The organism is Armatimonadota bacterium, assembly GCA_028871815.1.
Lineage (GTDB): Bacteria > Armatimonadota > Chthonomonadetes > Chthonomonadales > Chthonomonadaceae > REEB205.
In genome coordinates, this window is record JAGWMJ010000004.1 from 181,181 (window position 1) to 206,916 (window position 25,736).

The 25,736-nt window shown below is 60.8% G+C and carries 18 protein-coding genes; 15 read left to right on the forward strand and 3 right to left on the reverse strand.

Annotated elements, in window-relative coordinates:
• Positions 1 to 100 precede the first annotated feature (100 nt).
• The 6 genes from KGJ62_06790 to KGJ62_06815 all read left to right on the forward strand — a co-directional run bounded on the left by KGJ62_06790 (position 101) and on the right by KGJ62_06815 (position 7,206).
• Positions 101 to 382: a multiubiquitin domain-containing protein gene (locus tag KGJ62_06790; GenBank protein MDE2126277.1), complete on the forward strand. Its 282-nt coding sequence runs from the start codon at positions 101 to 103 to the stop codon at positions 380 to 382.
• Positions 357 to 1,547 (forward strand): ThiF family adenylyltransferase, encoded by a 1,191-nt coding sequence (locus KGJ62_06795; protein MDE2126278.1) that lies wholly within the window; start codon positions 357 to 359, stop codon positions 1,545 to 1,547. Before KGJ62_06790 ends, KGJ62_06795 begins: the two co-directional genes overlap by 26 nt.
• A gap of 842 nt (positions 1,548 to 2,389) precedes the next feature.
• Complete coding sequence (locus KGJ62_06800) at positions 2,390 to 2,995, forward strand: MarR family transcriptional regulator (GenBank protein ID MDE2126279.1); 606 nt, start codon at positions 2,390 to 2,392, stop codon at positions 2,993 to 2,995.
• Positions 2,992 to 4,650 (forward strand): HlyD family secretion protein, encoded by a 1,659-nt coding sequence (locus KGJ62_06805; GenBank protein ID MDE2126280.1) that lies wholly within the window; start codon positions 2,992 to 2,994, stop codon positions 4,648 to 4,650. Before KGJ62_06800 ends, KGJ62_06805 begins: the two co-directional genes overlap by 4 nt.
• Positions 4,647 to 6,257 carry a DHA2 family efflux MFS transporter permease subunit gene (locus tag KGJ62_06810; protein ID MDE2126281.1) on the forward strand — a complete coding sequence of 537 codons (1,611 nt, stop codon included), beginning with the start codon at positions 4,647 to 4,649 and terminating at the stop codon, positions 6,255 to 6,257. The genes KGJ62_06805 and KGJ62_06810 overlap by 4 nt, the downstream gene beginning before the upstream one ends.
• Positions 6,258 to 6,318: 61 nt before the next feature.
• Positions 6,319 to 7,206 (forward strand): hypothetical protein, encoded by an 888-nt coding sequence (locus KGJ62_06815; protein MDE2126282.1) that lies wholly within the window; start codon positions 6,319 to 6,321, stop codon positions 7,204 to 7,206.
• Between the two features lie 163 nt (positions 7,207 to 7,369).
• On the opposite strand, the gene KGJ62_06820 is transcribed toward KGJ62_06815, so the two are convergent.
• Positions 7,370 to 8,338: an aldo/keto reductase gene (locus KGJ62_06820; protein ID MDE2126283.1), complete on the reverse strand. Its 969-nt coding sequence runs from the start codon at positions 8,336 to 8,338 to the stop codon at positions 7,370 to 7,372.
• Between the two features lie 46 nt (positions 8,339 to 8,384).
• A complete protein-coding gene (locus KGJ62_06825; protein MDE2126284.1) occupies positions 8,385 to 9,527 on the reverse strand; it encodes a Gfo/Idh/MocA family oxidoreductase in 1,143 nt (380 codons plus the stop codon).
• 37 nt (positions 9,528 to 9,564) lie between these two features.
• On the opposite strand from KGJ62_06825, the gene KGJ62_06830 reads away from it, so the two are divergent.
• Positions 9,565 to 10,770 carry a glycosyltransferase gene (locus KGJ62_06830; protein MDE2126285.1) on the forward strand — a complete coding sequence of 402 codons (1,206 nt, stop codon included), beginning with the start codon at positions 9,565 to 9,567 and terminating at the stop codon, positions 10,768 to 10,770.
• A gap of 34 nt (positions 10,771 to 10,804) precedes the next feature.
• On the opposite strand, the gene KGJ62_06835 is transcribed toward KGJ62_06830, so the two are convergent.
• The gene (locus KGJ62_06835) at positions 10,805 to 11,320 is read right to left on the reverse strand and encodes a GNAT family N-acetyltransferase (GenBank protein MDE2126286.1); all 516 of its coding nucleotides are present in this window, start codon (positions 11,318 to 11,320) and stop codon (positions 10,805 to 10,807) included.
• A gap of 216 nt (positions 11,321 to 11,536) precedes the next feature.
• Here KGJ62_06835 and KGJ62_06840 point away from each other — a divergent pair, with 216 nt between their 5' ends.
• The 8 genes from KGJ62_06840 to KGJ62_06875 all read left to right on the forward strand — a co-directional run bounded on the left by KGJ62_06840 (position 11,537) and on the right by KGJ62_06875 (position 25,698).
• Positions 11,537 to 14,845: a preprotein translocase subunit SecA gene (locus tag KGJ62_06840; protein ID MDE2126287.1), complete on the forward strand. Its 3,309-nt coding sequence runs from the start codon at positions 11,537 to 11,539 to the stop codon at positions 14,843 to 14,845.
• Between the two features lie 21 nt (positions 14,846 to 14,866).
• Positions 14,867 to 16,633 carry an adenylate/guanylate cyclase domain-containing protein gene (locus KGJ62_06845; GenBank protein MDE2126288.1) on the forward strand — a complete coding sequence of 589 codons (1,767 nt, stop codon included), beginning with the start codon at positions 14,867 to 14,869 and terminating at the stop codon, positions 16,631 to 16,633.
• Positions 16,634 to 16,639: 6 nt separating this feature from the next.
• On the forward strand, positions 16,640 to 18,193 hold the full coding sequence (locus KGJ62_06850; GenBank protein MDE2126289.1) for a long-chain fatty acid--CoA ligase: 1,554 nt from the start codon (positions 16,640 to 16,642) through the stop codon (positions 18,191 to 18,193).
• 5 nt (positions 18,194 to 18,198) lie between these two features.
• Entirely contained in the window at positions 18,199 to 19,506 is a 1,308-nt protein-coding gene (locus KGJ62_06855) for a magnesium transporter (protein ID MDE2126290.1), read from the forward strand.
• Positions 19,507 to 19,587: 81 nt separating this feature from the next.
• Positions 19,588 to 22,557 (forward strand): UPF0182 family protein, encoded by a 2,970-nt coding sequence (locus KGJ62_06860; GenBank protein ID MDE2126291.1) that lies wholly within the window; start codon positions 19,588 to 19,590, stop codon positions 22,555 to 22,557.
• Positions 22,558 to 22,675: 118 nt separating this feature from the next.
• A complete protein-coding gene (locus tag KGJ62_06865) occupies positions 22,676 to 23,893 on the forward strand; it encodes an ABC transporter substrate-binding protein (protein ID MDE2126292.1) in 1,218 nt (405 codons plus the stop codon).
• On the forward strand, positions 23,890 to 24,831 hold the full coding sequence (locus KGJ62_06870) for a sugar ABC transporter permease (protein MDE2126293.1): 942 nt from the start codon (positions 23,890 to 23,892) through the stop codon (positions 24,829 to 24,831). Before KGJ62_06865 ends, KGJ62_06870 begins: the two co-directional genes overlap by 4 nt.
• Positions 24,832 to 24,867: 36 nt before the next feature.
• A complete protein-coding gene (locus tag KGJ62_06875) occupies positions 24,868 to 25,698 on the forward strand; it encodes a carbohydrate ABC transporter permease (GenBank protein MDE2126294.1) in 831 nt (276 codons plus the stop codon).
• Positions 25,699 to 25,736: the final 38 nt, after the last annotated feature.

Below are 25,736 nucleotides of genomic sequence, written 5' to 3' on the forward strand. Positions count from 1 at the left end.
CGGAGTGTTGACAAGTCGGCGTACAATGCGTATACTAATAACGGATGAGCTGCGAAACGGCGCTGCTCTTCACTAACGAACCCATCATGGAGGCTTACACGTGAACACAGAAGTCGCTGCTCAGCCACTGGCCGAGCAGCATGTCAAAGAATTCCATATCAAGGTGAATAGCGGAGAAAAAACGGTGGACCACAACCAACTGACCTTCAAAGAGGTTGTTGGCTTGGCATATCCCAACCCCGTGTTCAACGACCGGATCCAGTACACGGTAATCTACGATCGAGCCGACCAGACACCAGAACGCGGTTCGCTGATCGCCGGCCAGACATTGATCGTGAAGAACGGAACCTCTATAAATGTCGACAGAACTGATCGCTCGTAGTTCTGACCTCAAGCGGCTTCGGGACGAAGGATACGACATCGACCTCCGAAATGGCTACCTCCTGGTTAAGAATGTACCCTATGTCACAGCTAACCGGGAGCTAGCGCACGGCATTCTGGTGTCCGCGCTCGATCTCGAGGTAGATCAAACAAAGACGCCAGGTACGCACGTGGCGTTCTTTTGCGGCGCTCACCCTTGCAACCCCGACGGCTCTGAGATTGCACAAATCAAGCACGGCAGCCAGCGCCAGGAGATTTTCCCTGGGTTCTTTATAGATCATTCGTTGTCCAACAAGCCGGCGGCTGGTTACTCTGACTACTACGCGAAGATAACCACGTATGTTCGGATCATCTCAGCACCAGCTCAGGCGATCGACACCAGCGCCACGGCGATTACCAAGCCTGTAATCGGCCCGGTCGAGGAAGAATACTCGGTCTTCCATTATGCCGACACTGCCGCCACGCACGCGAACATCCTGATGACTTCGCGCAAGCTGCAGGTTAACAAGGTCGCCATCGTCGGCCTCGGTGGGACAGGCTCTTACGTTCTTGACCTGATCGCCAAGACATTGATACGGGAAATCCACCTCTACGACGGGGACGTGCTCGAGCAGCGGAACGCATTCCGGGCGCCAGGGGCGCCCTCTGCTGAAGACTTAAAGTCCAAGCCGCTCAAGGTGGAGTACTATGCTGGGCGTTATGCCCCAATGCGAAAGGGCATTTCCTATCATAGTTATTCCATCACAACTCACAACGTTCACGAACTGGACGAGATGGATTTTGTCTTCATATGTGTAGACAAGGGGGGCGCTCGACGGGTGATCGTCGATGCATTGGAGGCGGCAGGCCGACCGTTTATTGATGTCGGAATAGGGGTGACGGTGGTCGATCACCGCATACGCGGCAGTGTTCGGTCAACTCTTTCCGTCCCCGGACATCGCGACCATTTCCGCGAGCGTGCCTCCTTCGCCGAAACTGAAGATGAAGATGATTACGATCTCAACATTCAGATTGCCGATCTGAATGCTCTGAATGCCACACTCGCGGTAATCAGGTGGAAGAAGCTGTTTGGATATTACGTCGATGAACGAGCAGAGCTGGACTGTACGTACACGATCAACAACAATTTGATATTCAACAACGGTGCTAATGGGCCGACTGAATAGCGTTCGGTCCGAGTTCGTTGAGAGCGTACCGGAGAAACTGGAGCCGGGGACCCTCTACGTCTCTATGTCCTCCAAGACAGCCATTCATGCATGTTGCTGCGGCTGCGGGGAAGAGGTGGTTACGCCAATATCACCTGCTCGATGGCAATTGACTTTTGATGGCGATACCATATCGCTGCAACCCTCGATTGGAAACTGGAGCCTTCCATGCCGATCCCATTACTGGATTAGACGGAATACGGTTCAATGGGCCGAGCAGTGGTCGGAAGAGCGCATTGCTGCCGGTAGAGCGCGCGATAAGAGCGTCGTGAAGCTGCATCCCGATACCGCTGCAATGCCAGCGGCGGCGCAAACCCATGCAATACCGGAAACTCGGAATCGATTGTGGGACCGCATTAAGAGCCGGCTCGGCATTTGACTTGGTGAACACGCAAGGTCGCGTGCCATTTCATCTCGGCTGACGGCCCTCTCAGCGCCCGGTTACCCCAATCGAGGGGAACGTCGCCAACCATCGTGTACACCGCCCGGCGAAAAAGGGCATTCTTTGTCCCATGGACGACGACCGGGCAAGGTCAGGACTCATTCGGGCGGGCGGGCGCAAAAACCACGCGGAATGCAAAGGCAGCGCATCTGCAACGGTCGAAATGCTCGACGCTTTCGCGAGCGCGGGCGCGAAGGAACTTGACCTCACGCTCGCTTCAGAGCTAGGGGAGAAGGTCAATTTCCCACACCTTCTTATCCCGCGAATCTCCGACTCCTGCCATGGAATGGGAACCCATCCGGCTCTATGGCGTATAATACCTAGGTGAATGTTCAATGCATTTACCATCACGGCATGAAGCATGACTGAACCTAATGTCACAACCGGAGCAGCGATCGGCGCGCCGCCGCTGGAACGCGATCCGCTCGTCCGTGAAAAGGTGGCGCGGATCGTTGGTCCTGCCGATGCGCGAACGCTGCTGGCCGCCGAAACCGCCGCAAACCTTGTGAAGACATACAACCTGCTTCACGACGCGCTCAACGCCGCGCTCGGACCGCTCGACCTTTCGCTGGCCAAGCTCAATCTGCTGGTGCTGCTGCGCGACTCGGAATCGGAAGCCGGCTCCATGTGCCAGCTCAGTCAGCGCATGAGCGTCACGCCCACGAACGTCACAAGGTTGGTCGACGGCCTGGAGAAGGCGGGACTGGTGCGTCGCATCCGGCAGCGCTCCGACCGTCGCGTTCTGCATGTGGAGCTGAGCGAGCGCGGGCGCAGCCGTCTGGATGCCGGCCTTGCCGAGTATCGTGAAGCCGTACGCCGCGTATGTGGAACGCTCGATGACACGGACTGTTTTGCAATGATATCACTAATGACCAGATTTCGAACGAACCTGCTTGCCGCGGCCTCACCGGCGCCGCCGGCAAAACCTGCCCGCAAGGCAGTGCACGCCACTGGGAGCGCCCAATGAGCGAAACAACAACGCGCGAGCCGCTGGATGCCGGTCACCACGCGCCGGCTCCAAATGGCGCGGACGGGCACGGCCCAGTGTCGGCCGCGGGCACGTCGCCCGATCTAAGCGGCGTGGAAGCTTCCGCAACTCAAAGGCCGCCTTGGGGAAAGCGCCTGCTCATCTCCGGCATCTCGATTGCAGCCATCCTGCTCATCACGATAGGTATTCGCCACCTCCTCTACATGCAGACGCACCCGTCCACCGATGATGCCTATTGTACGACGGATGTCTACCAGATAACACCGCAGGTGCCGGGAGCTGTGATCCAGGTGCTGGTAAACGACAACCAGAAGGTGACTAAGGGGCAGCTGCTGGCTGTTATCGACCCAAGCACCTTCGAGGCAGCGGTCGAGAGCGCGCGGGCCGATCTTGCCGTGGCGCAGGCCGCCGCGGGCGGCGCGGCAGATACCGTGGGCGTCACGCAGCAGAGTGGGGCGGCGGAGCTGCTTGCGGCTGCCGGATCGGTAGCCCAGGCCGGCAGCGCAACCGCCGGCGCGGAAGCCGACGCCAATACTGCGCGCGCGGTTGTCACAGGTGCGGTAGCGGGTGTCGGCTCGGCGCAGGCCGCCGTTGATGGCGCTAACGCCAATCTGCGGGCCCAGCAGGCATCCGAGGCACGGCTGCAGCAGGTGGCAGCCGCCGCGCGTGCCGACGTGGCAGCCGCTCGTGCCGCCGCCGGCGCTTCGCAAGCCGCCGTCACCGCCGCGGCATCCAATCTGGGCAAGGCACAGCGCGATGCAGAGCGCTACCGGACCCTTCACGACCAACAGGCGATCAGTGACCAGACGTACGATGCTGCAGTGGCTGCCGCCACTGCGGCACAGGCTCAGCGCGACAGCGCCGTCCAGGAGGCCTCAGCGGCGACAGCCATGATCGCGCAGAAGCAGGCCGCGCTTGCCGCCGCGCTCGCAGCCGTGAAGGCGCAGACTTCGGCGGTGGTTCAGGCGCGCGACCAGGTGACCGCGGCAAAACACGCGGCGGCGTCTGCATACTCCCTGGTGGTGCAGGCCCAGAGCCGCGTGGACTCGGCACGGCAGTCGGTTCTGCAGGATCATGCCAAACAGCAGCAGGCCGAGGCGAAACTGGCGATTGCCCGGGAAGCGCCACAGCAGCTGCAGGTGACGCAGCACGGCAGCCAGGTTGCAAACGCGCGCGTTGCGGCCGCTAAGGCGGAGCTGGATACAGCCCTGATTGCACTGCGGAATACGCGCATCCTTGCCCCCATAACGGGCCGCATCAGCAAGAAGAACATCGATATTGGAGAGCACGTGGCGATCGGCCAGCCACTCATGGCGCTCGTTCCGGATCGTGACGTTTGGGTTGATGCCAACTTTGACGAGACGCAGCTCAAGGGAATGCAGGCCGGAGAACAGGCCGAAATCCAGGTGGATGCCATCCCGGGCGTCACATTCCGCGGCCATCTCGACTCGATCTCGGCCGCCACAGGCGCCACATTTGCCCTTTTGCCGCCCGACAACGCAACCGGAAACTTTACCAAAGTGGTTCAGCGCGTGCCGGTGAAGGTGACATTTGATGCCGGCCAGCCCAACCTCAACCGGCTGCGCGGCGGTCTCTCTGCCTCGGTCACGGTGGATACGGGCAGCGCTCATTGAGCGCTGCGGAAGCACAACCGGCTCCCGCAATCGCGCCGCGGCGCGGCCTTGCCTACACGCTGAGCATGCCGCAAAAGGCGGCAATCATGTTTGCCATCGTGGCGGCAACGATTATGGAGGTCCTCGACACCTCCATCGTCAACGTCGCGCTGCCCGACATGATGGGCAACCTGGGCGCCACGTTGGATCAGATCGGTTGGGTGGCTACAGGTTATATAATCTCAAATGTAATTATACTGCCGCTTACCGGCTGGCTGTCCGACTTCTTCGGGCGCAAAAAGTACCTGTTCCTCTCCGTCTGCCTCTTCACCCTCGCATCGTTTATGTGCGGCACCAGCCGCACCCTCTCGGAGTTGGTGCTGTGGAGGATCGTGCAGGGGATGGGCGGCGCGGCATTCCTCTCTACTGCCCAGGCCACCTTGATGGAGATCTTCCGGCCGGATCAGCGCGGGTTTGCCCAGGCGCTCTTCGGCATCGGCGTTATCGCGGCGCCAACCCTTGGGCCCACGCTGGGCGGATTCATCACCGATCGGTTCACCTGGCCGTGGATCTTCTTTGTAAACGTCCCGGTGGGAATAGCTGCCGCCGCACTGACGCTGCTCTATGTGCCCGATTCGCCGGATGCCCGGGCGAGGCGCACGGCGGATTTCGTCGGCATTGGTTTTCTGGCTCTAGGGCTCGGTGCGCTGCAGACCGTGCTGGAACGCGGCGAGGCGGACGATTGGCTCAAGTCGAATTTTATTGCAGCTCTGGCGCTTACCGCATTTGTGGGTACGGCCATGTTCATCTGGTGGGAGCTGCGGCCCGGTAACCGGTCGCCGGCGGTAGACCTGCGTGTGCTCAAGAACCGGAACATGGCGGCCGGGACCGTTTTTGCGTTCGCCCTCGGATTCGCGCTCTACGGAGGGGTTTTTGCGCTGCCGCAGTTCTTTCAGAACGTGCAGGGATACACGGCTGAGAAGACGGGGCTGCTGCTGATGCCCGGAGGGCTTGCATCGGCAGCAATGATGCCTGTGGTGGGGCAGTTGTCAAACCGGATGGACAAGCGGCGGCTGATCTTTATCGGTAACCTGATATTTATTATGGCGATGTATCAGTTTGCGGTGCGGATCACACTCACCGCGCCGGCAAACTCCATGTACTGGCCACTCATCCTGCGCGGCAGCGGAGTTGGTCTGCAGTTCGTGCCGCTCTCGCTCGTAGCTCTGGGTACGCTGCCGGCCCGTGACCTCGGCTCGGGCGCCGGCCTTTACAACCTTGCGCGGCAGCTCGGCGGCTCCCTCGGCATCGCGATGCTGGCCACACTGGTCGACCGGCGAATGAAACTGCACTACGCAAGGCTGAGCGACCACGTAAGCATCTACCACCCCGCAACCCAGCACCGGCTGGCAGCCATTGAAGGATTCCTGCGCTCAAGCGGCAAAAGTCCGGCCGACGCGACGGCGGGAGCCTACAGCTTGTTGAACCACTCGATGATGGCGCAGGCTGCGACGATGACCTATGCCGACGTTTTCCACATGATGGCCTGGGTGGGAATGGGCGTAATGGTGCTCCTGCTGTTGTTTGAACGGCCGGCTCGAAGAGGCGGTGGGGCGCCGGTTCATTGATCCATCGCTGCCGACGCCCGTTGCTTCCTGCAGTAATGCAGTCGGCGGCGTTGGACGCTTAGTGGCTGCCGCCGGTGAGGCGCCGGAGTGGCGCGACCAGTTGTGGCTGGAGCAGAGGCTGGCGCTGCTTTGCCGAACCGCCTTTTCGGATGTAGCGGATGGGGCGGTCGTGATCCGGTTCGGTACCCCGGCGCTGCGACGGTTAGGCAGCATTGCCCGGCATGGCGCCCGCTCACAGATCCGTATCAACCCGCTTCTGGCCCACCCGGATGCGCCGGAGTACGTTACCGATGGAATTATCGCGCACGAGCTGGCGCACTACTGCCATGGCTTCGGATCCGCACTGCCGCGCCGTTACCGTCACCCGCACCAGGGTGGAGTGGTAGAGCAGGAGTTGGAACGTCGCTCATTGGGAGCGCTGAACGCCCAGACGGACCTCTGGTTGAAGAACGATTGGAACGCGCACTACCAGCGCTGCCATCCGGCCGGGCCGGCACGGGCCGCGGCGCGGCACGATGTCCGCAGTTCGATCTGGCAGGCGTTTCTTGCTCGCCCGGGGATGTGCGCGGAGCCGGCCATCCAGACGCGGCTGGAGGCGATTGCGGAGTGGTACGGCATGCAGGGCTTCGGCTTGCGTACCTGTTGGTTTCACGCAGGAGTTCGGCACGAAGGCATTTCGTGGTACCAGCCCAAAACCAAAACGATCCTCGTCCATGGCGTGCTGGCTACGCCCGCAGTGCCTGCTTGCGTCATTGATGAAGCGCTCAGATACTGGGTTATCCGGCGAGCGCCAAAAACCCCCTTACCGGCGGCGTTTGCAGCGGAGCGGTTGGCCCTGGAGGCCGGCCAGGCACGTTCAGCGAGCTGGCTGCGAAGGCACTGGTCGACGATGCTTCGGCAGGAGCATCCGCTGCGCGGAGTCCGCATTGTGACGGCTGGGCGCAAGTAGTCTCGCCGGACAGCGGTCCAGCTTCGCCGCACGGTAACCGCGTTGCCCGCGTCGGCTGCCCAAGATTGCACGATATCGAACCGCTGGGCAAACAGAACGAGCCGCCGATCTACGAATAGACCGCGGCTCGTCTGCTGCCAAATCGATGGCGGCGCCGGCGATCTTACCAGGAGATGCCTTCCGGCGCGGGCCGGTGTCCCGGGAACAGCTCGTCCAGGCGCTTTGTGGTAGCCGGTGAAAGGGATATCTCCAGGGCGCGCAGCGTATCATCCAACTGGGCCGTGGTGCGAGGTCCGATGATCGGCGCCGTGACGGCAGGTTGGTGGAGCAGCCATGCCAGCGCCACATTCGCCGGGTTTTCGCCCAACCGCCGGCAGAGATTCTCCCACATTGTGAGCTTCCGGCGGTTTGCCGTTATCTGTTTCTGCATCTGTTCGCTTGCCCGGCGCCCCTCCTCAATCTTCTGGAGTACGCCGCCAAGCAGTCCGCCGCCCAGCGGGCTCCAGGGCAAAACGCCAACTCCGTACCCCTGGGCGGCCGGCAGTACCTCAAGCTCCACCTTCCGGGCATTGAGGTTGTACAGACACTGTTCGGAGACAAGGCCCAGCGAGTGCCGGCCATTTGCCGCCTCGTTCGCGCGGGCGATGTGCCAGCCGGCGAAGTTGCTCGAACCTACGTAGAGCACCTTCCCCTGCTGAACCAGCAGGTCCATCGCCTGCCACACCTCCTCCCACGGAGCGTCACGCCAGATATGGTGCATCTGGTAAAGATCGATGTAGTCGGTCTGCAGGCGCTTCAGGCTATCGTCGCACGCTTTCCGGATATGCAGGGCCGAGAGACGGCTTGTGTTCGGCCAGGCACCCATATCTCCGTAGACCTTGGTGGCGAGCACCACCTTATCGCGCCGGCCACCGCCCTTCGCGAACCATCGTCCGATGATCTGTTCGGTAACTCCCTCGCCTTTCTGCCAACCGTAGACATTCGCCGTATCGAAGAAGTTGATCTCGTGCTCGAGAGCACGGTCCATGATCACAAAGCTGTCGGCCTCGCTGGTTTGCGGGCCGAAGTTCATGGTTCCCAGGCACAAGCGACTGACGCGCAGCGCCGTTCTTCCGAGATTGGTATGTTTCAATGCTTCTCCTTGATTCTCACAGCCTCTATCCGAAGTGCTGTGGCACTCACCTGCCTGTTCGGTCAACCTCCACCCATCGCCGCTGCTCACCGGCAGCCACAACCGCATCAATCACCTGCTGGGCGCGCCACCCATCAGCGAAAGTGGGCGACGCGGAGCGATCGCCGTTGGCTATCGCCTCCACAAAGCGCCATGTGGTGCTCGTGGAGTCGTGCCGGCCCGGCCGAAAGAGGTCTTCGTCTGCCAGCCCGGCGGACGGGTCCGTTACACCCTCCAGCTCCAGCGTGTCCCACTCCGTGACGCCGATGGGCATTCTGCGCAGATAGCTGCCTTTGTGTGTGGCGAGAAACTCAATCCGGCCCCCGGTGCCATAGGCCTCAAGCCGCTGGTGCTGGTGGTATGCGCCCTGGTGTGCCAGCCAGCTGGTGTGCAGTATGGCCTGGCTTCCGTTACTGAGCGCTGCGATGAACGCGCAGGAGTCGTCGTTTCGCTCGCCGGCCTCCGGCGAAGAGGTCGGTACACGCGCCGGCGCGCCGTCCGGCTTTCGGTTCAGTGTCAGCAGGCTGGCGGTTACCGCGTCGAACTCAAGGCCCGTAACGTACCGCGTGAGGTCGATCAGGTGCGAGCCCAGGTCGCCCAAAATGCCGGCGCCGCTGCGTTCGCGCAGTCCACGCCAGCCCGGCCAGCCGCGCAGCCCAAAGCCACCGTGATACTCCCCAGTGATGTGGACCATGTCGCCGATGGCGCCCTCCGCGAGCAGCCGGCGAAATGCGTTCACGCAGGGATTGGCCCGGTATGGAAAGTTCGTCATACCGATCAAGCCGGCCTCTTCCGCCGCACGGGTCATGGTTTTCGCCTGCTCGGCATTCAGCGCAAGCGGCTTTTCGCAGATCACGTGAATGCCGCGCTCCAGAGCTTCCATCGTGCTCGGAAAGTGCAGGTCGTTTGGTGTACAAACTACCACTCCGACTGGATGCGTCTCATCCAGCATGCTGGATGCACGGGTAAAGTATCGAACGGATTCACCGAACTTGGTGGCTACCTCGTGCGGCGGCCGATCCTTTGCGCCGGCGACTCCGGTTATTCTTGCCCGAGGGTGGCGCAGAAGCGCCGGCAGATGCCAGTAATCTACCCACCAGCTTGGGCCGATGATGCCGATCCGAACTTCCTTCAGCTCAGGTGCCGCCACGTAAACTCCTTCAGAGCGCAAACCGCCTGCCAAACGTATGAACGTCGCCCTGTTCTCCGAATGCTACCTGCCCATCACCAATGGCGTCGTCACGTCGATGTGTACGTTACGCCAGGCATTGGAGGAGCAGGGGCACCATGTGGCGATATTTGCTCCGGGTGACCCGCTTCCAGACGATGGACCCGACGTCTACCGCTTGCCGGCGCTGCCTTTTCCACGCCATCCATACCACTGGGCGAGGCCGTTCCCGCGCGTGCCGCTGAACATTGACGAACTCCGCCTGGAGGTGGTCCATTGCCAGCATCCATTCACCATCGGGCGGCTCGGCGCGGTTTTTGCCGCACGGCACGCGCTGCCCATGGTGTATACCGCACATACGCTCTACGACACAATGGCGGGCCAGCTGCGCGTACCACTTGCGCGGAACCTGACGGAGCATGCCGTCCGCAGCCTGGTGCGGAGCTTCTGTCAGCGTGCCGAAATCGTGGTGGCGCCGTCAGCCGTCACCGTTCGGCAGCTGCGCCGGAACGGGGTGCGATCGCGGATGGAGTTGGTGCCGAGCAGCGTGATTCCGCCCAGGTGCACCGTGGGCGGCCGGGCACGTCTGCGCAGCTCGCTGGGTATCGACGAGCACGATCGCGTCATCCTGACTTTGGGCCGATTAGGCGTAGAGAAGCGCGTAGACATCGTGTTGGAGGCCATGGCGCTCTTGCTCCGACGGCGTGATCTGCGATCCACCACCCATCTCCTGGTCGTGGGTGGTGGTCCCTGCGCCGACGACCTGCGGACCCAGGCGGCCGACCTTGGCCTTGGCCGCCACGTGCACTTTGCCGGCTCTCAGCCCCATAACCGGATCGGAGACTGGTACGCGGCTGCCGATCTCTTCACCCTGGCTTCGCCGGTGGAGACGCAGGGGTTGGTGGTGCTGGAGGCAATGTGCTGCGGGCTGCCGGTCGTGCTGGTCGATGAAGGCGGGGCGCGGGAGTTCGTTCGCGACGGTGTTGACGGCCTGCGCGTTCCACTGGATGCCGTGGCATTATCCGAGGGATGGGGTTACGTACTCTCCGACCAGGACCTCCGTTTGAGGTTGGCGCAGGAAGCGCAGCGGCGATCGGGAGATTTTACTCCAGCCGCGATGGCGGGCAGGATGCTCGAGGTCTATCGCGCTGCAATCGAGTCCCGACGAATCCGCACACCGCGCCAGCGCAGGCCGATGCGGAGTAGATGGCGACCGCGTCGATAGTCCTGTAGGGCCTCCGGCGCGCTGACCGACCGGTTCAAGCCGATACGGTTGGCTGCAGCCTGGCCCAGCGCTCGGCGTTGTCCGGCGCCCGGAGCACGGGACGAAAACCAAGTGACCAGTAGAGCCGGAGCGCGGCGGTGCGCGTATCGTCCGTTTCGAGCACGGCTGCGTTGGAGCCGGCGGTCCGGAAAGCGTTCAGTACCGCGATGGTGACTGCGCGGCCCAAGCCCAATCCGCGATGAGCCGGATCGGCAGCAACCCAGTGCAGATACCCGGCGTCTGGAAACTGGGCCGGGATGTACCGCTCGGTGGCCGTCGCCGTCAACTGACCGGCGCACTCGATCACGAATGTGGTGCGAACGCCGGAGTCGTCGAGGAGGTCGTTCGTCACGCGCTCGGCATGCCACTCCATCTCGGGGAACGCGCCGGTCATCAGCCGCGCCAGTTCGTTGGCGTCGGCATCGGATGCGGTGCGCATCGAGTACCCGGTCGGCAGCTTCGGCTCGCCGCACGCATTCAAACCATTCAAACGCATTAGTAGCTGATCCAACCTGCCGCCTTTCCAGCCCGCGGACGCGGGTCAACCTGCCGCGATTTCCGCGTGAAAGCCGCGTTATCCTTCTCGTGCCGCCTCGGTAAACGCCGGGGTGCGCCTGCCGGGCGCGGTGGTATACTACACCGTTAAGATACGGCAGGATGCACTGCATCCAATACCATCCAGATTTGTGCACTGCAGCCGTCCTGCACCGGAGTAACCTACCACTCTATGACCGCGATCCCTTCGCTCATCAACCGCTTCTTTGACAGTACCGCGCGCGATATTGCCCGGTATCGCCAGGTCGTGCTGCGCATCAACGCGCTTGAACCGGAATACGAACGCCTTTCGGACGAACAGATCGGCGAGAAGACGGCGCAGCTGCGCGAACGCGTCCAAACCGAATACAAGCCGAAATACGAAGCAGCGGCGCCGAGTTGGGACCAGTTGAACGATCAGCAAAAGCGCGACGAAGATCGGCGGATATTCGACCCGATTCTTGATGCCGTTCTGCCCGAGGCATTCGCTCTGGTGCGGGAAGCTTCGAAGCGCACACTCGGTTTGCGGCACTACGACGTGCAGATGATTGGCGGAATGGTGCTTCACGATGGACGCATCGCCGAGATGCGGACCGGCGAGGGCAAAACCCTCGTTGCCACGTGCCCGATCTTTCTGAACGCGCTGCTCGGCAAGGGCGCGCACCTGGTGACCGTAAACGATTACCTGTCCAAGCGAGACGCAATCTGGAATGGCCCGATTTACCACCTGTTAGGCATGACGCTCGGTATCATCCAGGGTCAGTCGCCGGAAACCGGAGACGAGGGCGGCTCGTACATCTACGATCCGGAATACGAACTTGACGATCCACGGCATGCCTACGCGCGGCCATGCGAGCGTCACGAAGCGTACATGTGCGACATCACGTACGGCACCAACAACGAGTTTGGCTTTGACTATCTGCGCGACAACATGGAGTTCAGCGCCGAAGGGCTCCGGCAGCGCGAACGGCAGTTCGCCATTGTGGACGAGGTCGACTCGATCCTTATTGACGAGGCGCGCACGCCGCTGATCATCTCGGGCATGGTCGAGCAGTCGTCCGATATGTACCGCAAGATCGACGATATCGTTGCGCGGATGAAGCGTGGAGTCGACGACCCAAAAGGTGACAAGGATAATCCCGACGCGGATAAGCACAATCCCAATGTGCACTATATCGTGGATGAAAAGCAGAAAACCTCCACGATAACCGACGCCGGCGTCGCCTTTGTGGAGAAGGCGCTGAATACCGCCAACCTGGCTGACGATCGGGAGCTGATGCACTATCTCACGCCGGCGCTGAAGGCGCATGGCGTGTCGCGCAGAGACGTGGACTACGTGGTCAAGGACGTCGGCAAGGGGATGGAGATCATCATCGTTGATGAGAACACCGGCCGCCTGATGTACGGGCGCCGGTACAACGATGGCCTTCATCAGGCGCTTGAGGCAAAAGAGCACGTCGAGATCAAGCATGAAAGCCAGACTCTAGCTACAATTACGTTTCAGAACTACTTCCGGCTTTATACCAAACTGGCCGGTATGACCGGCACGGCCAAAACCGAAGAGGACGAATTCCGCAAGATCTATGCGCTGGATGTTGTGGAGGTGCCCACCAACAAACCGGTGGTGCGTAAGGATCATGCCGACGTTGTTTACAAGCTGGAAGAGCATAAGTTCCGCGGCATCGCCGCGGAAGTGCTGCGTCTGTATTGCAAGCAGCAGCCGGTTCTGGTGGGAACGCGCTCCATCGAGATGAGTGAGCGCGTCAGTGCGCTGATTCAGCCGGCGCCCCTCTCTACGCTGTGCCTGTTGGAGTTGCTGCGCGTGGTATTTGAGGAGACCAAATCCGTATCGGGCGAGCAGCGCAAGGCCTACACGGCGCAGATCAACAAGCCGCTGAGCACCCTCAGTGTGGTCGGGCTTAAGCCGCTGTGCCGGGAACTGCGCGTGGAGCCGGACCCGTTGGCGCCGCTAAACATGAACCGCATCGCCGAAATCTTCGAAGTGGCCGATTCGGGGCTGGAGTATCTGGAGGAGGCCTTAACCCACGGCATACCCCACAACATCCTGAATGCGAAGTTTCACGAGCAGGAGGCCGTCGTAATCGCCGAGGCCGGACGCAAGGGTGGGGTGACCATTGCCACGAATATGGCGGGTCGCGGCGTCGACATTCTTCTTGGTGGAATGCGCACCGACGTGGATATCACCAATGTGGATGGCAGCGCCGGCTCGTTGAAAGCTGCCGAGAAGACGGCCGAAGCGTCGGACGTCAACGTGGATGCTGACGAACAAGGCGGCGAGGATGGCGAGGCAGCGGAGAACACGAACTTCCGGCGCGGCGGTCGCCCTCGCGTTCTGGAAGCCGTAATCTCCGGCGCGCTCAGCGACGAGGAGCACAAACGCCTGGCCGACGAGGTATGCAAGCTTGGCGGTCTCTTCATTCTTGGCACGGAGCGGCACGAAAGCCGGCGAATCGATAACCAGCTGCGAGGTCGATCCGGGCGCCAGGGAGACCCGGGCGAAAGTCGCTTCTTCGTCTCCATGGAGGACGAACTCTGGCGCCTGTTTGGCGACAAGGTGAACAACCCGCTGCTGCGAACGTGGGAAGACCACCTCTCGATGAACGTCCGGCTGCTCTCCCGGATGATTGAGCGCGCCCAGAAGAAGGTGGAAGAGCACTACTTTGAGGCGCGCAAATACACGCTGGATTACGACGATGTCATGAACCGCCAGCGTGAAGTTATCTACAAGGAGCGCCGGCGCATCCTGCTTGGCGAGGACCTCAAGGAGACGGTGCTGCACTACATCCGCGAGACCATCGTGGATGCCGTCGCGCTCTATGCTCCGGCCGACGCCGCGCCGCACGAATGGGAGCTCGATCACCTGTATCGCGAGCTGGACGAATACTTCATGCTCGCACCGGCAGTCACTCTGCAATCCTTCGATGGAAAGACCCGTGACCAGATCGAGGATTTCCTGCAGGAGCATGTGCTGGCGGCGTACGAAAGTCGCGATGCCGAGTTTCAGGCGATACAGCCGGGCGCGATGCGGGATCTTGAGCGTTGGATGGCGCTGCGCGCTATCAACGCGAGCTGGATGGAGCACCTCGCGAACATGGACTATCTCCGCGAGGGCATACAGCTCCGCGGGTACGAGCAGAAGGATCCGCTGCTGATCTATCAAAAGGAGGCGTTCGACGAATTCGAGCGGATGCAGGCAGCGATTCAGGATGACATCGTTCGACAGGTTTTCCGCGTACAGATAGTTGCAGAGCCTCCACAAGGCGCGCAGCCGCCTCCGCTGGGTCAGATTCCCGACTCGCTGCGCAGTTATAACCAGACGGACGACTTCGACGCCATCCGCGACATTGAGATGAGTGGGGGCGGTCTGAGCCGGCCCGAAGCGGTTCGCAAGGATGGCGCTCCGGCCGACTGGAAAGGTGGTCGCAACGATCCTTGTTGGTGTGGAAGCGGCCTGAAGTACAAAAAGTGCCACGGCAAGTAATTCCGGAATGCCACGATAATCATGATCGCCGCCAGTGCGCCGGACCGAACAGCAAATAGCGCGTCGGTAACGTTTCTTTTCACCGACATCTCCGGCTCATCCCGACTCTGGGAGCAGCACGGTGACGCCTGGATTGCGGTCTGGCAGGCGCACGACGCCGTGATCCGTGATGCAATCACGCGGTTCAATGGTCACGAGGTCAAAACCGAAGGCGACGCATTCATGGTTGCCTTTCGTAACCCGGTAGATGCTGTCAAGTGCGCGCTCTTTGCCCAGGCGTCGCTTCTCCGCTACCCCTGGCCCACCGATATCGGCGCCGTCAAGGTCCGCATGGGTCTCGATACCGGCGTGCCGCTGGTGCTTAACAACGACTACTTTGGTCCGGCGGTGAATCGTGCTGCGCACATCTGCGCCTCAGCGCGTGGTGGTCAGGTCCTGCTGTCGTGCCGAACAGCCGAAAAGCTGCAGGCCCTGGCCTGCCCGGAGCTGGCGGTTACCAGTCTGGGCGACTTCCGACTGAAGGATATGGGCGAGCCGGTGCCACTCTACACCGCATCCATCGTGGGTGAAGCTCCAGTTGGGGTCGCGGTACCGCCCGATACGCTCGACGCTCAACCCAATAACCTGCCACTACAGCGCACGAGCTTTGTTGGTCGGGCGAGGGAGATTGAACAGATTGCGGGGTTTCTGGCTGCCGGCAATCAGCCGGTGCTTACAGTAACCGGGCCGGGTGGTGTTGGCAAGACGCGACTGACCTTGCAGGCAGCGGCCTCGCAGAGCGGTTGGTTCCCGGATGGCGTGTGGTACGTTCAACTGAAAGGCGCCGGCGGGGTCGACGCGGCTGCCGCGCAAGTGGCGAACGCCATCGGCATCAAGGTAACTCCAGGGAGCAATGCCCTCGAACCGGTACGAACCTGGCTGGCCGAGCGGCACTGCCTGTTGGTGCTGGACGACGCCGACGGTGTGTCGGACGCCCATGCGTTCCTGCGTGAACTGATCTCAGGGTCGGGCAACTTGAGGTGCCTCGCTACCGCCCGTCACAGCCTTCAGATTGAGCACGGCGCGGAGTTGGAGATTGGCGGCATGGAGCATGGCCTGCCTGCAGAGACCGGGGCAGGCAAGCCGGCCGGCGCCGTGTCTGCCTCCGCGCGCTTGATGATCGAACGCGCACTGGATAGCAATCCCGGCATCACGCTCTCGTCTGGCGAACTCGATGCAATCGAGCGGGTGGTCGCTCGCCTGCAGGGCGTACCGGCGAACATCGAGAGCGCGGCCCGCGCAATTGAGAGCTATACCACGCAGAATCTGCTCGGCTGGCTGGAACGGAAGCTCGGTGTTCCGGAGCCTGCCGACGCCGCGGAACCTGGCCAGAACCGGTTTCGCCAGATCATTCGGACCGGAGCGCAGCGCGTCCGCGCCACGGTGGAAGAGTCGACAAGGCTCCCAGGCGTGTTCCAGGGCAAGACCGCTGCCGGCAGCGATGACGGCGATTCCGGCGAACTGCAGCGCTGCCATGCCGCGCTTGCTGCGGCCCGTGCCTCCGGCGATGAGTTGGCTACCGGCACGGCCCTGCGCAACCTTGCCGCCGCATATAAGAAGCAGCTGAACTTCTCGACGGCGGTTGCGCTGCTATCTGTTGCCGATGATATCTTTCGCCGCCGCGGTTTAGCCGAGCATGCGGAAACCTCGCGCGAACTGGCGGAGTTGCGCGTCGCCGCCCAGCTGCCCATCAGCGCTGAAGCAGATGCTTCTCCCGATGCGCGCGCGGGCCAGCCGGCGCCGGAGTAACAGACAGTGCCCCTTTGCAACATTCCGGCAGACGCAGCTCGCAGATGGCCCGATAACCCGGCCCTGATCTTCCGCGATGAGCCGATTTCGTTCGCCCAGCTCGACGGCGCCATAACTGCGCTCGCAGCCGGATTCGTGGGCATCGGCCTTCGCCCTGGTGACCGCATCGCTCTTCTGCTTCCAAATTCACCAGCATTCGTTATCGCCTACTATGCGGCAAGCCGCGCCGCGCTCCAGGTGGTGCCCTGCAACCCGATGTTCCGGCCGCCGGAGCTGGCGTATATCTGGCGCGATGCCTCCGTTCGCACCGTTATCACGGTCTCGCCGTTGACTCCGCTTGCGCGCGAAGCCGCCCAGGATGCCGGCGCTTTGATACAGTTGGTTGTTGCGGGCGACTCGGCCGGCATCGTGGGAGACGATGTCAGGTCATTCGACTCGGTATTAGCTCTGGGTTCGGCGGGCCTGAAAAACGGAAGCATTGCGCTGCCGGAGCCGCCGGATGATGGCGAATGCGCCGTGATCATGTATACCTCCGGGACAACCGGGCATCCCAAGGGCGCGATGCTGAGTCACCGCAACTTGCAGGCGAACGTGGCGCAGGTTCAGGACGCGTTGGAGTTTGACCACCGCGATCGGTTTATTACGGTGCTGCCTCTGTTTCACTCGTTCTCAGGCACCGTATGCATGAATACGGCGCTCAGCGCCGGATGCGCATCGGTACTGCATGAATCGTTTGCGCCGGCCAACGTACTGGCAAGCATGGAGCGGCACAAGGTGAGCATCTACGCCGGTGTACCGTCGATGCATTTCGCGCTTCTTCAACAGCACGCGGCCGGCAAGGCGGACCTCGGTTCGCTTCGTCTCATCGCTTCCGGAGGATCGCCGCTGCCCGCCGATTTGCTTCACGACCTTGAAGAGCGCTTCGGTGTGCCGGTGCTGGAAGGCGACGGTCCAACCGAATGCAGCCCGGTGACCTCGGTCAACCGACTGGAGGGTCCACGCAAGATTGGAAGTGTGGGACCGCCGCTGCGCGGTGTTGAGATCCAGATATGGGATGACGCGGATCAGGCGATGCCGACCGGAGAACTTGGCGAGATAGTAGTTCGGGGCGACAACGTCATGCTTGGCTACCTTAACCAGCCCGAGGCAACCGCCGAAGCCATGCGCGGCGGTTGGTACCACACCGGCGATGTCGGCCGGCTGGATGAGGAGGGCTTCCTCTTCATCGTAGACCGCATCAAGGATATGATCATCACGGGTGGGTTGAATGTCTATCCTCGCGAGGTTGAAGAGGTCCTGCTGCAGCATCCGGCCGTCCAAGACGCTGCCGTGATCGGTATGCCGGACGCACTGCGTGGCGAGGCGGTGACCGCGGTGATCGTGCTCAAGCCTGATTGCACCGCTGCGGCGGATGCGCTTAGAAGCCACTGCGAGCAGCGGCTGGCGAAGTACAAAACACCTCGCAAGTTTCTCATTCGTGAAACCCTGCCGCGAACCGCTACCGGCAAAGTGCTGAAACGAATGCTCCGCAAGGAGCTTGAGCTGGGCTACGAGGCATGACGTAAATGAAGTACCTTACCCAGCTACTGAACAAGCGGGTCATCCAGCCCGACGGGCAGCTGGTTGGACGGGTTAGCGACGTGGTTGCCGAATTGAAAGGTCGCCTGCCGCGTGTGTGCGCCATGGCTGTGAAGACCGACGGTGGTGAACTGCTCCTTCCTTACTCTGCGCTGCGGATTGAAACCGATGGGTCACATCCGGCCGGTACCGGCGATATCCGTGGCGATATCGGTGTTGAAACGACGCTTGCCGAGGCTGCCAGATACGTCGCTTCGGAAGAGGACATGTTCCTGCGTCGCGATGTGCTGGACAAGCAGATCGTTGACGTGCAGGATCGGCGCGTGGTCCGCGTGAGCGACGTGAGGTTGGCGCCGTTTGGCGATGGCTACTGCGTGATTGGCGTGGATGCCAGCCTCCGCGCCACCTTGAGGCGCCTCGGCGCGCTTGGTGCGCCGATCGAACTCATAGCGCGCAAGCTCCGCCGTCCGCTTCGGGCAAATCTGATTGGGTGGGACGACGTGCAGACGCTCGATCCCGGTAGCGAGGGCGGCAGAATCCGGCTGCGCGTGTCGCACGACAAGATTGCCAAACTTCATCCTGCAGATATTGCCGATATCGTGGAGCAGCTCTCCCCGCAGCAGGGCGCCGATGTTATCAAATCGCTCGACATGGAGACGGCCGCGGATGCCATCGCCGAGGCCGAGCCCGAGGTTCAGGTGCAGATCATGCAGCATCTGGATCAGGAACGTCGCGCAGACATTATCGAGGAGATGGAGCCGGACGAAGCAGCCGATCTGCTGGACGGCCTGCCCGACTTCCAAATGACCGAAATACTGGATCAGATGGAACCGGACGACGCCAAGGACCTGCAGGAGTTGATGGCCTACGACGAAGATACCGCCGGCGGCCTGATGACCACCGAGCTGGTTTCGATACGGGAAGAGCTAACGTGCGAAGAGACGATTGACAAGCTGAGGAAGCTGGCACCGCGCGCCGAAACCATCTACTACGTCTATGTGGTGGATGAAGAAGACAGGCTGGTGGGCGTATTGAGCCTTCGCGACCTTGTGATTTCGCCGCCCTCCACTCCGGTTCGCCAGATTATGGTTCGGAATGTACTTCATGTGTATCTGGAGGACCATGCCAACCAGGTGGCGCAGGTGATAGGTCGATACAATCTGCTGGCTGTTCCCGTAGTGAGCGACGATGAGAAGCTGGTCGGCATCATTACCGTGGACGATACCATGGAGCGGCTCCTTCCGCCCGAGCGGCGGCGGAAGCTCCCAACCCCTGCGCTTACCGATGGCGTCTGACGGGACGGTACTGCCCGACCGCTATGCTATACTACACACGAGGCCGAAGCCGGTCGCACCACGCAATGAACGGTTGATTTAATGCCATCTTCTCCCGATCAGCCGCAGATCGTCCTGCAGTACTACACGCCCAATCAGCGACTGCGCCGGCTGCTATTGATGGTGCTGGTGCTGCTGTTTGTAGTCTTTATTATCCTGCACAACGCGGCGCCGCTGTTCGTCGATTGGCTCTGGTTTGGTGAGGTCGGTTACCGTCAGGTTTTCATCAACACAATTCTGGCCAAAACCGAGTTGTACGCGATGTTTGCCGTGTTCTTCTTTGCCTTCTTTTACGGCAACGTGGCGATTGCCCGCCGGTGCGCACCGGATACGTTCATCACGTTCCTGGCATCGCGCATGGGCCGGCAGGCAAGTGGCCTGCTGAACAGGGGAGTCACCTGGCTGTTACTGGCGGTAAGCGCCTTCGTATCGCTTTGGGCCGGGCGCATAGCATCCGACTACTGGATCACCTGGCTGCAATTCCGTCACGCCGCGCTGTTCCACACCGTAGACCCCGTCTTCCATCACGATGTGAGCTTTTACGTTCTCAAGCTGCCGTTTATTCAGTTCCTGCAGGGCTTTTGTCTCGCCGCGATCGTTGTGTCTTCCATCGCCGTGGTAGCCATTACGTTCGTAAGCCGCATGGCGGAGGTGACAACCGGCCTACCGACGCTGGGCGCCGCGGTCCGCGCCCACCTGACGGTTCTCGCCGGCCTCTTCGCCCTCGTGATGGCCTGGGGCTCGCGGCTCTCGGCCTGGGGCTTACTCACCACCGACAACGGAGTGTTCAGCGGACCGGGGTACGTGGATTTGCGCTATCGGCTGCTCTCACTCAACATCGCATTGGTCGTTCTGGTCGCTAGTGGTTTAGGTGCAATCTCGCTCTGCCGATCTCGTCGTGGCCCTATTATTGTTGGCGTCGGAGTTGGGCTATGGCTGGCCGACCAGCTGCTCATTGGCGGCATGCTGGCATCCGCATCGCAGAAGTTTACGGTTGAACCCAACCAGCTGGCGCTTGAATCGCGCTATATTGCGCGCAACATCAAGTTCACGCGACTCGGTTTCGGCTTGGGGGACGTGCGCCAGATCGACAGTTTCCCTGCGGATGACAGCCTGACGGCAGCGGCGCTTCGGCAGAACGCGGCAACCACCAACAACGTAAGGCTCTGGGACTACAACTATCTTGGCAAGGTCTACTCACAGCTGCAGTCGGTGAAAACGTACTACAAGTTCGACAAGCAGTCGTCCACGGGTGACCAGGTCTTCAACATTGATATCGACCGGTATCCGGTTGATGGCGCCGAACGTCAGGTGATGCTTGCGCCGCGGGAAATGGACCCCAGCGGGCTGCCGCAATCGGCCCAGACCTGGCAAAACCAGAAGGAGAGCTTCACGCACGGTTATGGCCTGGTCATGAGCCCCGTCAACCGGGATGTGGACGGCGCGCCCAGCTACCTGATCAAGGATATTCCGCTAACCGACACCGACCCGTCACCCTCACTCCGCGTGACGCAACCCGACATCTACTACGGAATGCTGACGGATGGTTACGTTTTTACCAACACCAATCAGAAGGAGTTTGACTACCCTTCCACCAGCAGCACTACCAACGCCCAGGATCAATACACCACGTACACGGGCACCGGCGGCATCAAGATCGGCGACTCGTTCTGGCGCAAGTTGGCGTTCAGTCTGGTACTTCCCGACATCAACATCTTCCTGGCACATAACTTTACAGACAGCACCCGCGTCCTCTACCGGCGCGAGGTCCGCGATCGGATCCGCACGATTGCGCCATTCCTCCAGATGGACGGCGATCCGTATATCGTGATCGATCCCGATACGGGACACCTGGTCTGGATGATCGATTGCTATACGCTGTCGGACCAGTATCCATACTCCACGCCGGAGCCGATGGCGGTTAGCCAGGATTCGTACATCGCGCCGAATTACATTCGTAACAGCATCAAGGCGACCGTGGATGCCTACGATGGCAGGGTGAACTTTTATCTCGTCGACCCAAAGGATCCCATCGCGCAGTCGTTTTCCGCCATGTTTCCCGGGATGCTGAAGCCGTTCTCCGCCATGCCCGCCGGCCTGCGCGCGCACATCCGGTATCCGGAAGACCTGTTTCGGCTGCAGCGCTCGGTGTACGCTTCGTACCATGTCCAGGATCCGCGTGTTTTCTATCTTAAAGAGGATGCCTGGGCCACTCCAACGGTGCCAAGCTCCGACTCCTCCGATCCCACTCCAAACCCGATGGAGCCTTACTATGTGGTAATGCGGCTGCCGGGATTGGGTGACTCCGACTCGCAAACCGGGCAGCAAGAGGAGTTTGTTCTGATGAGCCCGCTTGCACCAATCAACCGTGAAGATAAGAACATTCTCGGTTGGATGTGCGCCCGGTGCGATGGAAACGAGTATGGCCAGCTGGTGCTGTACCGGTTCCCGCAAGCCGCCTCGGTGAATGGTCCGTCGCAGATCCTTTCCCTGATTAACAGCGATCCGACCATATCCTCGCAGTTGGCGCTTTGGCGCACCGGCGGTTCCAGCGCTACGTTTGGCAACCTGCTCGTTATCCCTGTGGAGCATTCGCTGCTCTATATTGCGCCTCTCTACATCGAGTCGACCAGTGGCGATAACAAACTGCCTCAGCTGCAAAAGGTTGTCGTGGCGTTCGGCTCGCGCGAGGCGCGGGTGGCAATGGGCAATACGCTGGAAGATGCACTGACGCAACTCTTCCCGGGCTATACAGGCGGAACCGCGCCCTCATCACCGGCTCATGCAGTTCCGAACGCACCAGGCGCCGGCGCCGCCGGCCAAACAGCCGCCGTACCGCAGTCGGTACGGTCACTGGTGCTGAGCGCAGATCAGGCTTACACGACGGCGCAGAAGCAACTCCGCGCCGGAGATTTTGCCGGATATGGCGCCAGTATGAAACAGTTGAAGCAAGCCATTGACGCGCTTGCAGCCAGCACCGCCGCTGCCAACAGAACTCAGCGCGGGCATTGAACCGTTGATTGATCGGTTACGGTCCCTCATTCCAGCCACGGTTGCTCTTTTCATTGCGGGCGTTATCGTCTATAGCGAGGTCATTGTTCGGCCCCGGCCGCCAGGCAGGCGCATTCATGTGAAGTATTGGGAAAAGTGGACCGGCTTCGAGGGTGAGGCGATGCGGCAGGTGGTGAACGCCTACAACCACTCGCAGAACCGGATTCACGTCGACCTGCTGACGATCAGCGGCATCGAAAACAAAACCCTCTTCGCGATATCCGGTGGCGATCCGCCGGACGTTGCCGGGCTCTACGGGCCGAATGTGGCGCAGTATGTGGATGATCACGCCATCGAGCCGCTGGACAAGTACTGTGCGGCGGCCGGTATCAATGCGTCGCAGTACATACCTGCGTACTGGCGAATCGGTACGCTGCGCGGCCACATCTGGGCGCTGCCGAGCACGCCTGCTTCCACCGCGCTTCACTACAATATCGATATGCTGAAGGCTGCGGGTATCAGCCGGCCGCCAAGGACAATTGAAGAGCTGGATGCCGACAGCGCGAAGATCACGAAGTTTGGCCCAAATGGCCGCGTTCTCATCGCCGGCTTCATACCGCAGGAACCCGGCTGGTGGAATTCGGAGTGGGGCTTCATCTTTGGCGGGCGACTCTGGGATGGCCACGATCGGATTACCGCCAACGACCCAGGAAACATCCGGGCGCTCACCTGGATCCAGTCGTTTTCCAGGCAGTACGGCACGCAGGCTCTCTCGGTGTTTCGCAGCGGTTTCGGAACCTTCTCATCCCCGCAGAATGCCTTTCTCGGCGGCAAGGTTGCGATGGAGCTGCAAGGCGTATGGATGAGCAACTACATCCACATGTTCAGCCCCAAACTGCACTGGGGCGCGGTGCCGTTTCCCTACCCGGCAGATCGACCCGACTTAGCGAACAGTACGTTTGTCGATGAGGATGTGCTCGTTATTCCTCGCGGTGCGAAGCATCCCCGCGCTGCCTTTGACTTCATCAAGTATGTAGAGTCGCAGAAGGGGATGGAGATGCTTTGCCTCTTGCAGCGGAAACACACGCCGCTCATTAAAGTGAGCGAATACTTTATAAAGCACTCCGAAAACCCGTATATCCGGCTGTTTGCCTCCCTGCCACGCGGCAAGAATACGTTCTTTCCACCGCAAATCGGCATCTGGCCGGAGTACTCCGCCGCGCTGAACAATGCGGTGGATGAGGTTACGCTCCTGCGCGAAACGCCTAAGCAGGCGCTGGACGACGTTCAGGTTCGCATTCAGAGGTCGTTCAACGAGTATCTGGAACGCAAGCGGATGCGTGGGGAGGCTTTGTGACCGCCAAACGCCGGGAGTTCTGGACCGCCATGGCGTTTGTGTCGCCCTGGATCATCGGGTTCCTCATCTTCATGGTCTACCCGTTGAGCGCATCCATCTACTACAGCTTTTGCGATTACTCCGTCTTGCGATCACCGATCTGGATCGGCTTCCAGAACTACACCGATCTCGTCCGCGACAACCTGTTTTGGACCAGCCTCGAAAACACATTCATCTTTGCGATGCTTGCGCTGCCGCTAGGCACTTTCGTGTGTCTCTCACTCGCGATGCTGCTGAACATGAAGGTCCGGTTCATGTCGGTCTATCGCACCATATTCTTTCTACCCTCTCTGGTGCCCACGGTCGCGATGGCCGTGTTGTGGCTCTGGATACTTAATGGCGACCTGGGGGTGCTGAACCAGGCACTTCGCCCAATACTATCGGTCGTCAGCATCGTACTGACGCATCTGCTTGGCCCGATACTGGGCCCGATTCGCCTCAAGCCGCCAAACTGGTTGAGCGATCCAGGCTGGACCAAGCCCGCGCTGGTGCTCCTTTCGGTATGGAGCGGCGGCAACACGATGGTGATCTATCTCGCCGGGCTGCAGGATGTGCCGCGTCAACTCTATGAAGCTGCCGATCTCGATGGGGCAGGCTGGTGGGCGAGGACGCTGCACGTCACCCTGCCGATGTTGTCGCCGGTGATTCTGTTTAACGTCATCATGGGGATAATCGGTTCCCTGCAGGTATTCACGCTGCCGTATATCATGTTTGGGTCGGGTGGAGCGCCGGCTAACTCCACCTATTTCTATGTGATGTATCTGTTCGATAATGCCTTCATCTATCACAAAATGGGTTTGGCATGCGCCATGGGCTGGATCATGTTCGTGATTATCATGGTGTTGACGCTTGCCTCGCTGCGCGCGTCCAGGCGGCACGTGCACTACAGCGGAGGCTAGCCGGTGACGCAGGCGATTGGGCGCGTACGGTTTAAAATGGTGCTCGCCACGGGCGTGCTGCTGGCGCTTTCGGCCCTGTTCCTGTTCCCGCTTGTCTGGATGGTCGATACCTCGATCAAGCCGATCACGGAGACGATGCGGATTCCGCCGACATGGATTCCGTCGCACTGGCTCTGGAGCGATTATCCTCAGGCATTCACCTACGGAAGCAAGTCCCTTGGCTACATTCCGTTTCTCGTCTATGGCCGAAACACGCTGGTGCTCTGCATCCTTACGGTGGCCGGAACGGTGATCTCCAATGCCCTGGTCGCCTACGGATTCTCACGTATCGATTGGCGCGGCCGAGACAAGGTCTTCGCCGTAGTGCTCGGCACAATGATGGTGCCGTTTCCTGTGCTTATGGTGCCCATGTACGGCCTGTTCCGGAACATGGGCTGGATTGGAACCTTCCGGCCGCTGTGGGTGCCGGCATGGTTCGCCGGCGCGTTCAACATATTCCTTTTGAGGCAGTTCTTTAGGACGATACCTTTTGAGTTGTCGGAAGCTGCGCGCATCGATGGGTGTTCGCATTGGCAGATATTCCGACTGATTATCGCGCCGCTCGCGCGTCCCGCACTGGCGGTAGTTGCCCTGTTCCAGTTCCTGGCCACATGGAACGATTTTCTTGGGCCGCTCATCTACCTCCTCAACCAGAAGACCTTTACTCTTTCACTCGGTCTGCAGGTATTCCAGAGCCAGAACGGGGGCACGCCATGGAACCTACTGATGGCGGCCTCAACCATCGTTATCGCACCGATCATTATTCTATTCTTCTTCACGCAGCGGCAGTTCATAGAGGGCATTGCGATTACCGGTTTGAAGGGCTGATCCCGCTGAATCGAATCTTTTTTTGTAAATCTTCGGAA